Annotated in this window: 12 protein-coding genes and 1 pseudogene; 10 read left to right on the top strand and 3 right to left on the bottom strand. The window is 67.4% G+C overall.

Annotated elements, in window-relative coordinates:
- Positions 1 to 201: 201 nt before the first annotated feature.
- From ACFQUV_RS15465 to ACFQUV_RS15450, 4 genes are read left to right on the top strand one after another with little or no spacing between them, the layout of a single operon-like run.
- Complete coding sequence (locus tag ACFQUV_RS15465) at positions 202 to 1,074, top strand: branched-chain amino acid ABC transporter permease (RefSeq protein ID WP_111384887.1); 873 nt, start codon at positions 202 to 204, stop codon at positions 1,072 to 1,074.
- Positions 1,074 to 2,021 carry a branched-chain amino acid ABC transporter permease gene (locus ACFQUV_RS15460; RefSeq protein ID WP_129607905.1) on the top strand — a complete coding sequence of 316 codons (948 nt, stop codon included), beginning with the start codon at positions 1,074 to 1,076 and terminating at the stop codon, positions 2,019 to 2,021. The genes ACFQUV_RS15465 and ACFQUV_RS15460 overlap by 1 nt, the downstream gene beginning before the upstream one ends.
- Positions 2,018 to 2,806 carry an ABC transporter ATP-binding protein gene (locus ACFQUV_RS15455; RefSeq protein ID WP_129607904.1) on the top strand — a complete coding sequence of 263 codons (789 nt, stop codon included), beginning with the start codon at positions 2,018 to 2,020 and terminating at the stop codon, positions 2,804 to 2,806. Before ACFQUV_RS15460 ends, ACFQUV_RS15455 begins: the two co-directional genes overlap by 4 nt.
- Positions 2,793 to 3,494 (top strand): ABC transporter ATP-binding protein, encoded by a 702-nt coding sequence (locus ACFQUV_RS15450; RefSeq protein ID WP_129607903.1) that lies wholly within the window; start codon positions 2,793 to 2,795, stop codon positions 3,492 to 3,494. The genes ACFQUV_RS15455 and ACFQUV_RS15450 overlap by 14 nt, the downstream gene beginning before the upstream one ends.
- 28 nt (positions 3,495 to 3,522) lie before the next feature.
- Here the strand turns inward: ACFQUV_RS15450 and ACFQUV_RS15445 are convergent, their stop codons facing one another.
- Complete coding sequence (locus tag ACFQUV_RS15445; RefSeq protein WP_129607902.1) at positions 3,523 to 3,990, bottom strand: MEKHLA domain-containing protein; 468 nt, start codon at positions 3,988 to 3,990, stop codon at positions 3,523 to 3,525.
- A 96-nt stretch (positions 3,991 to 4,086) separates the two neighbouring features.
- Here ACFQUV_RS15445 and ACFQUV_RS15440 point away from each other — a divergent pair, with 96 nt between their 5' ends.
- A complete protein-coding gene (locus ACFQUV_RS15440; RefSeq protein ID WP_129607901.1) occupies positions 4,087 to 4,854 on the top strand; it encodes a GNAT family N-acetyltransferase in 768 nt (255 codons plus the stop codon).
- A 261-nt stretch (positions 4,855 to 5,115) separates the two neighbouring features.
- Here the strand turns inward: ACFQUV_RS15440 and ACFQUV_RS15435 are convergent, their stop codons facing one another.
- On the bottom strand, positions 5,116 to 5,271 hold the full coding sequence (locus ACFQUV_RS15435) for a DUF6538 domain-containing protein (protein ID WP_165363782.1): 156 nt from the start codon (positions 5,269 to 5,271) through the stop codon (positions 5,116 to 5,118).
- 541 nt (positions 5,272 to 5,812) lie between these two features.
- Between ACFQUV_RS15435 and ACFQUV_RS15430 the strand changes: the two genes are divergently transcribed.
- The 5 genes and pseudogenes from ACFQUV_RS15430 to ACFQUV_RS15410 all read left to right on the top strand — a co-directional run.
- A complete protein-coding gene (locus tag ACFQUV_RS15430) occupies positions 5,813 to 7,957 on the top strand; it encodes a type I restriction endonuclease subunit R (protein ID WP_129607900.1) in 2,145 nt (714 codons plus the stop codon).
- A 9-nt stretch (positions 7,958 to 7,966) separates the two neighbouring features.
- Positions 7,967 to 9,616, top strand: a complete 1,650-nt coding sequence (locus ACFQUV_RS15425; protein ID WP_129607899.1) for a class I SAM-dependent DNA methyltransferase — start codon at positions 7,967 to 7,969, stop codon at positions 9,614 to 9,616.
- Positions 9,613 to 10,794: a restriction endonuclease subunit S gene (locus ACFQUV_RS15420; protein WP_129607898.1), complete on the top strand. Its 1,182-nt coding sequence runs from the start codon at positions 9,613 to 9,615 to the stop codon at positions 10,792 to 10,794. Before ACFQUV_RS15425 ends, ACFQUV_RS15420 begins: the two co-directional genes overlap by 4 nt.
- Before the next feature lie 12 nt (positions 10,795 to 10,806).
- A complete protein-coding gene (locus ACFQUV_RS15415; RefSeq protein ID WP_129607897.1) occupies positions 10,807 to 11,904 on the top strand; it encodes an endonuclease NucS domain-containing protein in 1,098 nt (365 codons plus the stop codon).
- A gap of 114 nt (positions 11,905 to 12,018) precedes the next feature.
- Positions 12,019 to 12,543 (top strand): annotated as a pseudogene (locus tag ACFQUV_RS15410) (IS5 family transposase); the annotation flags it as partial.
- On the opposite strand, the gene ACFQUV_RS15405 reads toward ACFQUV_RS15410, so the two are convergent.
- A complete protein-coding gene (locus ACFQUV_RS15405; protein ID WP_129607896.1) occupies positions 12,512 to 13,789 on the bottom strand; it encodes a DUF6538 domain-containing protein in 1,278 nt (425 codons plus the stop codon). The pseudogene ACFQUV_RS15410 and the gene ACFQUV_RS15405 overlap by 32 nt on opposite strands.
- Between the last annotated feature and the right edge of the window lie 93 nt (positions 13,790 to 13,882).

Below are 13,882 nucleotides of genomic sequence, written 5' to 3'. Positions count from 1 at the left end.
GCTTCGCAGCAAGGCGCAGCCCACCCTCTCCCCGCACGGCGGGGAGAGGGTGGCTCGCCGCGAAGTGGCGAGACGGGTGAGGGGGTGCTTCGACTTTAACTGCGACGCCCCCTCACCCGACGTTCGCGCCAGTCGCGCGAACATCGACCTCTCCCCGCACAGCGGGGAGAGGTGACGAACGAAGTCCTGCACGAGACCGCCATGGCCGAATTCCTTCAGCTCGTGTTCTCCGGCCTCACGGTCGGCGCCGTCTATGCGCTGGTCGCGCTCGGCTTCACGCTGGTCTACAACGCCTCCGACGTCATCAACTTCGCCCAGGGCGACTTCGTGATGATCGGCGGCATGGGAACCGTGTTCCTGATGGCGGCCGGCGTCGCCCTGCCCTTCGCGGTGCTGATCGCGGTGGTGGCGGCCGTGCTGGTCGGTCTGCTGCTGCACCGGCTCGCCATCGAGCCGGCGCGCGGCGCCTCGCCGGTCGCCCTGATCATGATCACCATCGGGGCGTCGATCTTCATCAAGGGCGTCGCCCAGATCGTCTTCGACAAGCAGTTCCACTCGCTGCCCGCCTTCTCGGGCACCGACCCGATCGCGATCGGCGGCGCCACCATCCTGCCGCAGAGTTTCTGGGTCATCGGCGGCATGCTGGCGCTCGTCTTCGGGCTGTGGCTGTTCCTGGAGCGCACCCTGATCGGCAAGGCGGTGCTGGCCACCGCCGCCAACCGGCTCGCGGCGCGCCTCGTCGGCATCAACGTCACCGTGGTGCTGGCGCTGGCCTTCGGCCTGTCGGCGGCGATCGGCGCCGTCGGCGGCGTGCTGGTGACGCCGATCACGCTGACCCGCTACGACGTCGGCACGCTGTTCGCGCTGAAGGGCTTCGCGGCCGCCATGGTGGGCGGCATGGGCAACCCGATCGGCGCCGTGGTGGGCGGCCTGCTGATCGGCCTGATGGAAGCGTTCGGGGCCGGCTATCTGTCCTCCACCTACAAGGACGCGGTGGCGTTCGTCGCCATCCTGGTGGTGCTGCTGGTGATGCCGCAGGGCCTGTTCGGCCGCCGTTCCGTGGAGCGGGTGTGATGCTGAAGACGTTGCTCTCCTCCCGCCTCGCCGTGCTGCTGCTGCTCGCCGTCGTGATCGCCCTCGTGCCGGTGCTGGCGCCGTCGTCGTTCTATCTGCGGGTGGCGGCGCTGGTCTGGGTGTTCGCCCTGGCGGCGCTCGGCCTCACGATCCTGATGGGTTATGCGGGCCAGGTCAGCCTCGGCCATGCCGGCTTCCTCGGCATCGGCGCCTATGCGGTGGCGATCGGCCCCGCCAAGCTCGGGCTCGATCCGCTGCTGTCGCTGGTGCTCGGCGCGGTGCTGTGCGGGCTCGTCGCCTATGTGGTCGGCAAGCCGATCCTGCGCCTCAAGGGCTACTATCTCGCCATCGCGACCCTCGGCTTCGGTCTCATCGTCGCCCTGGTGCTGACCAGCGAGGGAGCGATCACCGGCGGTCCGGACGGCATGCAGGTGCCGCGCATGACGGTGCTGGGCTGGCGCGTCTCGGGCATTCAGACCTGGTACTGGATCACGGGCGGGGCACTGCTGATCGGCGCGCTGCTCGCCCTCAACATCCAGGCGAGCCCGAGCGGGCGCGCCTTCCGGGCCCTGCACGACAGCGAGATCGCGGCCGCCGGCGTCGGCGTCGACGTGGCGTCCAAGAAGCTCGCCGCCTTCGTCATCAGCGGCGTCTATGCCGGAGTGGCGGGCAGCCTGCTCGCCCTGATGAACGGCTTCATCACCCCGGAGGCGGCCGGCTTCATGCACTCCATCGAGCTGGTCGCCATGGTGATCATCGGCGGGCTCGGCTCGGTGGTGGGTACGGTCGTCGGCGCCGCCTTCCTGGTGGTGCTGCCGCAGGCGCTGACCATGCTTCATGAGTACGAGCAGGCGGTGCTGGGCCTCCTGATCATGGCGTTCATGATCCTGCTGCCGGCCGGCATCGTGCCGTCGCTCCGCCGTCTCGTCCTGGAGCGCGTCCGATGACCATCCTGGCGGTGGAGGATCTCGGCATCACGTTTGGCGGTCTGCGCGCCGTCGACGGCGTGTCGTTCCAGGTGTCGCTCGGCGAGGTGTTCTCGATCATCGGGCCGAACGGCGCCGGCAAGACGACGCTGTTCAACCTCGTCACCGGCATCTATCGGCCCGGGCGCGGCACGATCCGGCTCGCCGGCGAGGATGTGACGCATCTGGCGCCGCATCTCTTGGTGCGCCGGGGCATGGCCCGCACCTTCCAGAACCTCCAGATCTTCTTCCGCATGACGGCGGTCGAGAACGTCATGGTGGGCCATCACCTTTCCGAGCGCACCTCGCTGCTCGCCGACATGCTGGCGTGGCCGACGGTGGCGCGGCAGAACCGCCGCACGCAGACGCGCGCCATGGAGCTCTTGGAGCGCGTCGGCCTCACCCACCATGCCGAGACGGTGGCGGGCGAGCTGCCCTATGGCGTGCTCAAGCGGCTGGAGATCGCCCGTGCGCTCGCCGTCGACCCCAAGGTGCTGCTGCTCGACGAGCCGGCCGCCGGCTGCAATGCGGTGGAGACCGAGGCGATCGATCGCCTGATCGTCCGCATCGCCGAGAGCGGCGTCGCCGTGGTGCTGATCGAGCACGACATGAAGCTGGTGATGAAGATTTCCGACCGCGTGCTGGTGCTGGCGCACGGCCGCCGGCTGGCCGAAGGCCCGCCGCGCGAGGTCCGCAACGATCCCGCCGTCATCGCCGCCTATCTGGGCGAGCACGGCGCCCGGGAGGCCGATCGTGCTCACGGTTGACGGGCTGTCCTCGGCCTATGGCCGCATCGAGGTGCTGCACGGCATATCGCTCGACGTGCCGGCGGGCGAGATCGTCGCGCTGGTCGGCTCCAACGGCGCCGGCAAGACGACGCTGCTGCGCACCCTCTCGGGCGTGCAGCCGGCGAGCGCCGGCCGCATCGTGTTCCAGGGCGAGGACATCCAGGCGCTGCCGCCGCATGCCCGGGTGATGCGCGGCATCGCCCAGTCGCCGGAGGGCCGGCAGGTGTTCGGCCCGCTGACCGTGGAGGACAATCTCCGCCTCGGCGCCTTCCGCCGCTGGGACGACACCGTGCGGGGGCGGCTCGATGCGGTCTACACGATGTTTCCGGTGCTGGCGGAGCGGCGCAGGACGCCGGCGTCGAGCCTGTCGGGCGGCCAGCAGCAGATGCTCGCCATCGGCCGCGCCCTGATGGCGCAGCCCAAGCTGCTGCTCCTCGACGAGCCGTCGCTCGGCCTAGCGCCGCTCTTGGTCGACCAGATCCTCGCCGCGGTGGTCGATCTCAAGCAGAAGGGCATCACGGTGCTGCTGGTCGAGCAGAACGCCTCGGCGGCGCTCGCCATCGCGGACCGCGGCTATGTGCTGGAGGTCGGCCGCATCGTCCACGAGGGCGAGGGTCTCGCGCTGCTCCAGGACCCCAAGGTGCGCGCCGCCTATCTCGGGGTGTGATCGCGCGGCCGGCGGCGGGCGGGATGCCCTACAGATCCGTCCACTGGGAAAAGGCCGCCGCGGTGCCGCGCAGCACGCCGGCCGCGTCGACGAGCTGCCACACGGTGCCGTCCTCGATCCAGAATTTTTCGCCCGACTGCTTCACCCGCAGACCGCGATAGCCGGCCATGAAGCCGTGCGCCGCGACCGCATCGAGGAACTGCTGGCGCTCGGCCCGCTCCGGTGCCTCCGCCGACAGCCGCGACGGCAACCCGACAAACGTGTCCCAGTCGTAGCCGAAGCGCCGCTGCGCCGCGCGATTGGCATAGACGAAGCGCGGGTCGTCGGCAGTGTCGTGCGCCACCAGGACGAACGGGGCGTCCTCGTACAGCCACGCCGCATCGGTGCCGGCCGGCACCAGCGGCCGACCGACCAGGCGCGCGTAGCTGCCGGTCAGCAGCGTGAAGAATTCGGGATCGGTGCGCAGGTCGGCGCGGGTGGCGGCATCGGACGTCATGGCGTGCCCTTCGGCGGACGAGTTTCGGCGTGTCGCCGCGTGGTATACGCAAGGCAGCCGCACGGAAAGCCCCCGGGGCGGCCTCACAGGTGCTTCATGTCCCCCGTTCCGCCGCCTTCCGCCACCGCTCTCTCTCCCGCTCCGTTCGCGCCGCGCTTCGTGACCGATGCGCGGTCGCGCCTCCCGGTCGGGCCGCCGGTCGATGCCACGCCGGCGAAACGGCCGTCGCGCACCGCCATGCCGGGCCGCTTCGTCGATCTCGTGCCGTTCGAGCCCGCGGCACACGCCGCCGATTTGTACGAGGCCACCAACGGCCCGGAGCGCGAGCGGCTGTGGTGCTACCTCGGCGACGGCCCGTTCGACAGCCGCGCCGCGTTCGAAGCCTATCTGGCGCGCTCCTTCGGAGGGGACGATCCGCTGCTGTTCGCCATCGTGGACCGCACGAGCGGCCGCACCGTCGGGCACGCCTCCTATCTTCGCATCGATCCGGCCAACCGGGCTATCGAGGTCGGGCATCTCCTCTTCTCGCCGGCACTCGCCCGCACGCCCGGCGCCACGGAGGCGATGGCGCTGATGATGGGCCGCGCCTTCGACGAGCTCGGCTATCGCCGCTACGAGTGGAAGTGCGACGTGCTCAATGCACCGTCGCGGGCGGCGGCATTGCGGCTCGGCTTCACCTTGGAGGGCGTGTTCCGCGCCCACATGATCCGCAAGGGCCGCGGTCGTGACACCGCGTGGTTCTCGATCATCGAGGATGAGTGGCCGGCGCGGCGGGCCGCCTTCGCGGCTTGGTTGTCGCCGGACAACTTCGACGCGGAAGGCCGGCAGCGCCGACGCCTCGCCGAGCTGCGCGGGGTCTGTTGACGGCGGCCCGTTGCCTTCGCGTGGTCGAGCGCCGCGACGGCATCGCCACAGGGCAACTCGAGAAGTGGGCCGAATGGTCGCACAAGGCTGCGGAGAGCTTTCGCGCCGCCACACGCAACGCGACCCGCGACATCATGCAACATCGTGCAGATCTGCCCTGCACTGCGTTTTTTTACGGATCTCCGGGAGGCCCGAGTTGGGTATCAAGGCGGCGTCGCTGGCCCACGGTCGGCGACATTGCCCTCCTTGGGCGTTTCCTCCCTAGACTTGGGCCGCCGGCTTCGCCGCGCGGCCTTTTTTTTGCGCAGGTCCTGGCGGCTTGCCCGGCCATTGGTCCGGGACGGCATGGCCGCGGAGATCGTCGGGAAGGCGGAAGCGGAAATGCCACGTCGATCCGCGGCGGATCAGGTACGTCATGAAGCCCATCGCCCGGCCCTGCATGGTGCAAGCGCATGGTGCAGCGGGCCGACGAAGCCGTTGATAGATCAGAATTTCTCGGAGGATCAAGGCCTTAAAGGCCGATGGCGCTCCCTAGGGGAGCCAACGATCGCCCGCAGATGTCATTGATGAAACACGATGATTGCCGCACCGCTTCGTTTCTGTGTACCACTTTCCTCGGCACTGGTGAAGGGGCGGTCAGGCCGCAAGCGAGCCACGAACCGGCGGGCTTCGGTGCTCGGCCCCCCTGAATTTGCCGTCGAATTCATTCTGCCGGAGCCGCCATGTGTTCCTCAGTGGCAAGCCGTTGGAAATCGTGAAAGCTGGCCAGAGAGGAATTGTGTCGGCACATCGATCGGTCTAACGCATACGGACACGACAATCGCGGGTCACACGCGATGAGATACACCCACGATCCACCCCCCGTTTGCGTGTAGGCCTCCGAAAAGCACACGCTTTCTTCGGAGTCGGCGAGACTTCGGAGTCGGCGAGGTCCCCGGTCGGCGATAAAGGTGCGGCCTTGGAGAATGAAACTTTCGCGCGGGTCAAGGTCGACCAACTCCTTCGTGATGCCGGATGGAGCCTCAGCGACGGCCGAAGCACCCGGTTCGAATACAGCTTCGACGATGGCGGCCGCGCCGACTACGTGCTGTTCGACCGTCAAGGTCGGGCGCTTGCCGTCGTCGAGGCGAAGCGGACCAGCGTCAACCTGACCGCCGGTGAGGCACAAGGCGAGCGCTATGCCGCGCAGCTCGGCGTCCCCTTCGTTTTTCTGTCGAACGGCGAGGAGATCTGGTTCCGCGACTGCGACCAGACCGCCCACTTCCGGCCCGTGGCGACCTTCTACAGCCAGGACGACCTCGTCCGGCGTCGTGCCGCCCGCGAGGTCCGTAGGCCGCTGCTCGACGTCCCCGTCGACACCCGCATCGCCGGCGGCGGCGGGCGGCATCACCAGTCGGCCTGCATCGACGTGGTGTCGCGCGAGATCGTCGTCGGTCGGCGTAAGCTGCTCGTCGAGATGGCCACCGGCACCGGCAAGACCCGCACCGCCGCCGCGCTGCTGAAGCGGCTGTTCGATGCGGGGTGGATCACACGCGCCCTCTTCGTCGTCGACCGCAACACCCTCGCCATCCAGGCCGAGGACGCCTTCGCCGAGCACCTGCCCAACCTGCCGTGCTACCGCGTGCCGCGCACCGGCCGCCGCTTCCAGGACGAGAAGCGCATCACCATCGTCACGCTCCAGACGCTGGTCAACGAGTACGAGAAGTACTCCGCCGGCTACTTCGACTTCATCGTCATCGACGAGTGCCACCGCAGCATCTACGGCCAGTGGAAGCGGGCGCTGGACCATTTCGACGGCATCAAGCTCGGCCTCACCGCCACGCCCTGCGTCATGCGGGACGCGCCCGAGGTCGACGAGGACGATCGCATCGCCATCCGCGACACGCTGCGGTTCTTCGAGGTCGACCGGCCGACCTACAGCTACAGCATGCGGGAGGCGATCGCGGACGGCCATCTCGTGCCCTACGAGATCTATCGCGCCATGACGGTGCGTACCGCCGCCGAGGACGGCTTCGAGGTTCACCGCAATGAAATCGACTGGGACGCACTCGACGGCGAGGCGCGAGCCGAGCTGGAAGCGCTGTTCGGCGCCGCTGACCCGCTGATCGTCGATCCGGCCGCGCTGGAGCGCCGCTTTACCATCCCCGAGCGCAACCGAGCGATGGTGCGGGAGTTCCGCGACGTGCTGGAGAAGGGATACGTGGCGCAGAATGGCGTCCGCCGGGCGCCGGACTGGGGCAAGACCATCGTCTTCGCGGTCACCAAGCGCCATGCCGAGACGCTGGCCCGGATGTTGGACGAGGCGTTCGCCGACAAGAAGCCCACCCCGGCGACCCGCTACGCCGACTTCGTCGTGTCCGGTCAAGGACCGGACGACAGCGTCGACGGTGCCGCGAAGATCAAGCGATTCAAGAAGGAAGAGTTTCCGCAGATCCTCGTCAGCGTGAACATGCTCGACACCGGGTTCGACTGCCCCGAGGTGCGCAACCTCGTCATGGCCCGCTTCACCCACTCGTCGATCCTCTATCAGCAGATGCGCGGTCGCGGCACCCGACTGGCCGAGGGCAAGACGAAGTTCACCATGTGGGACTTCACCGGCGTCACGCTGCGCCACGGCGATGACGAGGAGCCCGGCGACGGCGGGGTGGTGGTGGTCCGTCCGGCCGTGGACTGTCGCCGCCAGCCGCGCCGCATGGTCACCCTCGACATCCATGACGAGATCGACCCGGCCACCCGCGAATGGGTCACGGTGGACGAGAACGGTCAAGCATTCATGGACGCCGACGAGGCGCAGGCCGAGGCGCTCGGTGCCGCGTTCGAGACGTGGCTCGACGATCAAAACTTCAACGCCGACCAGCTCCGGCTTCTCCACCTCGTCAAGGAGCAGATCAAGGCCAATGCCGCCGGCCTCGACCAGTTCGAGAGCTGGCGCTTCGACCAGCCGCCGCTCGCCATGAACGGCGGCTTCGCCCGTGCGCTCGCGGTGTTCGGGGGCGAGGCCGAGCTGGAGAAGCTCCTGGCCGGCCTGAACCATGCCGTCTTCGGCGGCAAGACCTCGGCGGCCGACGCCACCACGGCGCCGCACGAAAAGTCCACGCGATAGAGAGCCGGAATGCCCTTCACACCTGACATGCGCCGCCGGGTCGACCAGATCCGGGATTACCTCTACGGCGGCGGCTACCCCGACCCGTTGTCGAACGCCGAGCAGCTCAGCTTCCTGTTCTTCTTCTACATGACCGAGGGGATCGACGCGGCCAACCAGCGCCAGGCCCGCGCCACCAGACGCGCCTACACGTCGCTGTTCTCCGGCGACTGGCCCCTGAAAAACCCGCTGAACGCCCCGGCGGAGGGTGTGAAGACGATCCCGTGCGAGCGGATGCGCTGGTCGTCATGGGCCTCGGCGATGTCCGCGGAGCCGCTGGTGCGCTTCGTGCGCGACGAGGTGTTCCCGTTCTTCGCCGGCATTGGCGACCAGTTCGGCATGAGCTTCATGGCGCAGGCTCGCCTCGTCATCGACGAGCCGACCGTGCTGACCCAGGTGGTGACGCTCATCAACCAGTTGCGCCTGGACGAAGCCGATCCGGACACCAAAGGCGACCTGTTCGAGCATGTTTTGAAGCAGATCAAGCAGGCCGGCGAGCTCGGCCAGTTCCGCACGCCGCGCCACGTCATCCGCGCCATCGTCGATCTCGTTGACCCGAAGATCGGCGAGACCGTCTACGACCCCGCCGCCGGAACGGCGGGCTTTCTCGTCGCCGCCTTCGAGCACATCCGCCTCGCCAACTCCTCCGACCGGGGCCGCGAGGTCGCCGAGTTCGACGGCAAGACCTTCGAGCGCGGCTATGGCGACCGGCTGAGCGACGCGCAGTGGCGCCGGCTTCGGACAGAGACTTTCTACGGCAACGACGTCGACCCGAAGATGGTCAGCCTCGCGTCGATGAACCTCGCGCTGCGCGGCCTGCCCGACGTCCGCATCCTGAAGCGCAACGTGCTGACCTCGACGCTCGACCGCCAGGACAAGGCCGAGCGCGGCTTGCCACTCGACGGCTATGACGTGGTGCTGGCGAACCCGCCCTTCTCCGGCCGGCTCGACCGCGACCGCATCGTCGACGAGGTCAAGGTCGGAACCTCCACGGCGACCGAGCTTCTGTTCGTGAAATACATGATGGACAGCCTGAAGCGCCCCGCCGGAGGCGACCCGAGCAAGGCCGGGCGCTGCGGTGTCGTCGTGCCGGAGGGCGTGCTGTTCGGCTCCACTGGGGCGCACAAGGAACTGCGCCGCCAGCTTCTCCAGAACAACCGCGTCGAGGCGGTGCTGTCGCTACCGGGCGGCGTGTTCCAGCCCTATTCGGGCGTGAAGACCTCGGTGCTGGTGTTCGGCCAGGGCGGGCGCACCGAGAAGGTGCTGTTTCTCCACGCCGCCAACGACGGCTTCAAGCTCGACGCCAACCACGACCAGCCCATAGAGGCCGATGACCTGCCGGGCCTCGTCGCCGCCTTCAACAGCCGCGACGATTTGTGGGACGACTGGCAGGCTCGCGACCCGGCCGCGCCGTGGACTCAAAACTGGTGGTTCGCCGACGCCGGACGCATCGAGGCCGAGGACTGGAACCTGTCGGCCTCGCGCTACCGGCCCGAGACCCGCGCAGCGGCCGCGCACCGCGACCCGCGCGAGCTGCTGGCGGAGCTGCAGGAGGACGTGACGGCGATCCTGGCGGACATCGAGGCGCTGACGGCGGAATTTTCCGAGGCGACCCGATGAAGACTCATACCGTCCGGCGATTCGGTGAGGTCGTCGAGATCAATCCGCGTCGCTGGAACAGCGTGGCGCCGACAACGCCCGTCTCCTTCGTCCCGATGGCAGCGGTCTCCGAAACGAGTGGAACGATCACCGAGAAGGCAACGCGTGCGTTCGAGGAAGTGGCCAAGGGCTACACGCTGTTCGCCGACAACGACGTCCTGTTCGCCAAGATCACGCCCTGCATGGAGAATGGGAAGGCCGCGATTGTCCGCGACCTGGAGGGAGGGCTCGGGGCTGGCTCTACCGAGTTCTATGTTCTTCGCCCGGGTGAGGAAATCCTCCCGGAGTTCGTCTTCCACTTCGTCAGGCGAGCGAGCTTCCGCGCTCTGTGCAAAGCGAACTTCACCGGTACCGCCGGCCAACAGCGCGTGCCCCGTCAATTCCTCGAGAATGTGCCACTGTTCGTTCCCCCGCTCGACGAACAGCGCCGCATCGTGGGGCTGTTGGATCGGGCAGCCGAGATCCGGCGACGCGCCGATGCCGCCCGCGCCAAGGCCCGCGCCATCATCCCCGCCCTCTTCCTCGACATGTTCGGCGACCCAGCGACGAACCCGAACGGGTGGCCCGTTCTATCGGTCGGGGATCTTCTTGAGGCCGCGAGTTACGGGACGAGCCAGAAAGCCAACGAGAATGGCGAAGGCATTCCCGTCATTCGCATGGGTAATGTTTTGATGGATGGACAGCTCAACACCGCTGACCTCAAGCATATCGTTCTCTCGCCCGAGGAGCAGGAGCGTGTGTCATTGAGGCACGGTGACATTTTATTTAATCGGACCAATAGCAAGGATCTGGTTGGAAAAACAGGGCTCTGGGACGGACGGTTCGATGCAGTTCTTGCTTCTTACTTCATTCGTCTGAGGGTTGACGAGAAACTCACGTGCCCGACATTTCTGTGGGCGTTCATGAACTCGTCCTTCATGAAGCAGGTACTTTTCAACACGGCACGGGGCGCCATTGGGCAGGCCAACATCAACACAAAGGAGTTGAAAGCGTTTAGGGTCTACGTACCTCCTTTGCCCCTTCAACGTACCTTCGCCGAACAAGTCATTCGTATTGAGTCCATTGCCCGCGCCCTCGACGCTGCCGCCGCCAAGGCCGAGGCGATGGCCGCCGCGCTTTCCGCCGAGGTGTTCGGCTAGAGAGGAGACACCATGCCGATCCAGCACAGTCTCTGGCACGTCGCCGACGAGCCGCTCGCCCTGCCGACCACCGTGCTGCCGGCCGAGCGCGACCTGGAGGCCATGATCGTCGCCACGCCGGAAATCCTCTCACCCGACTGGATGATCATCGGCCGGCAATGCGACACCGGCGCCAGCGGCCGCATCGACCTGCTCGCCCTAGCGCCGGACGGCACGCTGATCCTCATCGAGCTGAAGCGGGACAAGACGCCGCGCGAGGTGGTGGCGCAGGCGCTCGACTACGCGACATGGGTCACCGCGCTGAAGACCGAGGACATTGCACAGATCTTCGCCCGCTTCCAGCCCGGCGGCTCACTGGACGAGGCGTTCAAGGCCCGCTTCGGCCAGGCGCTCGACCCGGAGACGCTGAACCAGAGCCACCAGATCGTCATCGTCGCCGCGAGCCTCGACGCCGCCAGCGAGCGCATCGTCGCCTATCTCAATCAGCGCGACATCGCCATCAACGTTCTGTGCTTCCAGGTCTTCGACACCGGCGCCGGCTTGCTGCTCAGCCGGGCGTGGCTACTCGACCCGGTGGAGACGCAGGTGGCGGCCGTGACCACCAGCCGCGGCACCGTGTCCGAGCCCTGGAACGGCGAATACTACGCCTGCTTCGGCCAGAACAGCGACCGCGATTGGGACGAGGCCCGTCGCTACGGCTTCATCTCGGCCGGCGGTGGCGCCTGGTACAGCGGCACGCTACGCCTGCTGAAGCCGGGCGATCTCGTGTGGGTCAAGGTGCCCGGCCGCGGCTTCGTCGGCGTCGGTCGGGTCCGAGGCGCCGCGGTGCCGGCCGCGGAGTTCGAGCTGATCGGCGCGGACGGCACCGAACAACCCGCCCTGAGCGTCCTGACCAAGGGCTCGTATCTCCGCGACAGTCTCGACGATCCCGAGCGGCGCGAGGTTTTCGTCCCGATCGACTGGGCGGAGACGCGGCCACTGTCCGAGGCCGTCAACGAGACAGGTATGTTCGGGAACCAGAACACCGTCTGCGCACCGAAGACGCCGAAGTGGCGGCACACGGTCGAGCGCCTGAAGGAGCTGTTCCCGAACTGGGCGAAGGGGGCGTGAGGCGTTCCGATCCGCGATTGCCAGCTCGCGACCATCCGCGAGCCCTGCTCGTCCTTCGCCCGGTGTCGAGACTTCCACCACCTCGGCGGGCTCGTCTTCGACCCGATCGACGCAACGGCTCGTCGCGAGGGCAAGCCGACGCCGACCGCGGCGATCATCGACAGCCAGAGCGCGCCGACCACCGAAAGCGGCGGCCCACGGGGCTTCGATGCGGGCAAGCGCGTTCACGGACGCAAGCGCCACATCGTCACCGACACCAACGGACTGCTGCTCGCCGTGCTGGTGCATCCGGCCGACATCCAGGACGTGCACGGGGCGGTGCCGCTGCTCGAGCGCCTGCGGATCAAGTTCCCCGGGCTCGACTTCGTACTCGCCGACGGCATCTATCGCGGCAAGAAGCTCATCGAGGCGCTCGCCCCCTGCGGCCGCTGGACCATCGAGATCGTCGAGCGACCGCGCGGCGTCAAGGGCTTCCAGCTCCTGCCGCGCCGGTGGGTGGTCGAGAGAACATTCGCCTGGTTCGGCCGTTGCCGCCGCCTGGCGAAGGACTTCGAGCGATCCATCGCAACAGCGACCGCTTGGCTCCTCGTCGCACACCTTCGGCTCCTCACCCGCCGCCTCGCCAGACCCGGTCAATAAAGGCCGAATTTCGAGTCAGGCTCTTAGGACGATCGCCTGCGGTGAAAACTGATGTCCCGAAGATTGCCGCGAGATCACTCGCCGTGAAAATCTTGCGAGGGTCGACCTGCCGAGCATCGATACGGAACTTGATGTCTTTCTCGAACGGATTGCCGAACCCAGGGACCGCATCGAGAAGGCCGTCACGCTGGGCATGAGAGACGATCGCGGCGAGGATCGTGAGAAGCTTGTTGACTGTCGTGGCCGAACGCGGCGTGAATTTCGAGAGGTCGCGCTGAAGCAGAGACCGAAGCGGCAGCCTCCGGAGCTTGTTGGGAAGCGCGGCCGGGACCTTGGCCAAGGCATCTCGAAAGTCCCGGGCTTTGGCCTTCGTGATATCGCCAAGCCGCAGGTCGCCGTGCCACTCGATGAACCGGACGACCGCCTGATTGGCTTCCAGGACGGTATTTGGCCCCGGCTTCCTCGCGCCCTTGGCATCGCCTCCGACCTTCCATCGCTCGAACGCTTCGGAGAGCTTCGGTCCGCGCTGGAACGGCATCGGCAACTCGACTTCGAGGTCCCCGCGTTGGCGAGCCCGCATGCGGTCCAGCACCTCGACCTTGGCCTGGAGCGCCCGCAGCAGAAGCCGACGACGCTTCAGCTCATCCTCGGGCAGCCGCTGCCCTTTCTGCGCCAGATAGAGCTTCAGCTCGGGCTCGATGATTGCCGTGTTCCGCGAGGCGAGCGCCTTCCGATGGACCTCGGCCTCTTCCTCGATGAAATCGCCGTAGGCAAGGAAATGGTCCGGCTCCATCCCCTCGCTTCCCGGACCGTGGGTCAGAAATGCGAGGTCCGGCCATCGTTCGCGATCCGCCTGCGTGTGGATGTCCCGCCGCGCGTCGCCGTCTTCGCGCTGCGCTTCGTCCCATTTCAGCCAATCCGTAACGATGTCGGCAGCGATTTCCTCCGGTGCCGTCGAGGGAGTCTCGACCACGCTCGGGTCGGCCAAGGCAGCCTGAACGACCACGACCATATCGGCGATGCGGGCCGCCTCGCGAAGATCCTTGCGCTTGGCCAACCGGGTATCGGACGTGCCGAGGGAGATGGTGAGTTCGGTCTTGAAACAGCCGGTGGCGGGGTTGACCAGCTCCGGGAAGCGGACGCGCAGCGCGGCCGGAACCGGCCTGCCGGCCAGATCGCGCGGCAGTCGCTTGCGGAACTCGTAGATGCCGGATCGTCGCCGCTGCATGTAGGTCAAGACCGCCATGCGTACCACCCCTGTGGGCCACGTGTGTACCAGGGCGGCACTCCCAAGGTCTTGCTACCTCAGGAGTATCGGCTTTTCAATGACTTAGGGGGA

The organism is Rhodoplanes sp. P11, from assembly GCF_964266735.1.
Taxonomy (GTDB): domain Bacteria; phylum Pseudomonadota; class Alphaproteobacteria; order Rhizobiales; family Xanthobacteraceae; genus Rhodoplanes; species Rhodoplanes serenus.
This window is presented reverse-complemented; position numbering and strand designations above follow the sequence as displayed.

Excerpts from the sequence above, each read along its gene's own strand:
- ACFQUV_RS15465 (WP_111384887.1), top strand. The coding sequence starts at position 202 with ATGGCCGAATTCCTTCAGCTCGTGTTCTCCGGCCTCACGGTCGGCGCC.
- ACFQUV_RS15460 (WP_129607905.1), top strand. The coding sequence starts at position 1,074 with ATGCTGAAGACGTTGCTCTCCTCCCGCCTCGCCGTGCTGCTGCTGCTC.
- ACFQUV_RS15455 (WP_129607904.1), top strand. The coding sequence starts at position 2,018 with ATGACCATCCTGGCGGTGGAGGATCTCGGCATCACGTTTGGCGGTCTG.
- ACFQUV_RS15445 (WP_129607902.1), bottom strand. The coding sequence starts at position 3,990 with ATGACGTCCGATGCCGCCACCCGCGCCGACCTGCGCACCGATCCCGAA.
- ACFQUV_RS15440 (WP_129607901.1), top strand. The coding sequence starts at position 4,087 with ATGTCCCCCGTTCCGCCGCCTTCCGCCACCGCTCTCTCTCCCGCTCCG.
- ACFQUV_RS15435 (WP_165363782.1), bottom strand. The coding sequence starts at position 5,271 with ATGACGTACCTGATCCGCCGCGGATCGACGTGGCATTTCCGCTTCCGC.
- ACFQUV_RS15425 (WP_129607899.1), top strand. The coding sequence starts at position 7,967 with ATGCCCTTCACACCTGACATGCGCCGCCGGGTCGACCAGATCCGGGAT.
- ACFQUV_RS15420 (WP_129607898.1), top strand. The coding sequence starts at position 9,613 with ATGAAGACTCATACCGTCCGGCGATTCGGTGAGGTCGTCGAGATCAAT.
- ACFQUV_RS15415 (WP_129607897.1), top strand. The coding sequence starts at position 10,807 with ATGCCGATCCAGCACAGTCTCTGGCACGTCGCCGACGAGCCGCTCGCC.
- ACFQUV_RS15405 (WP_129607896.1), bottom strand. The coding sequence starts at position 13,789 with ATGGCGGTCTTGACCTACATGCAGCGGCGACGATCCGGCATCTACGAG.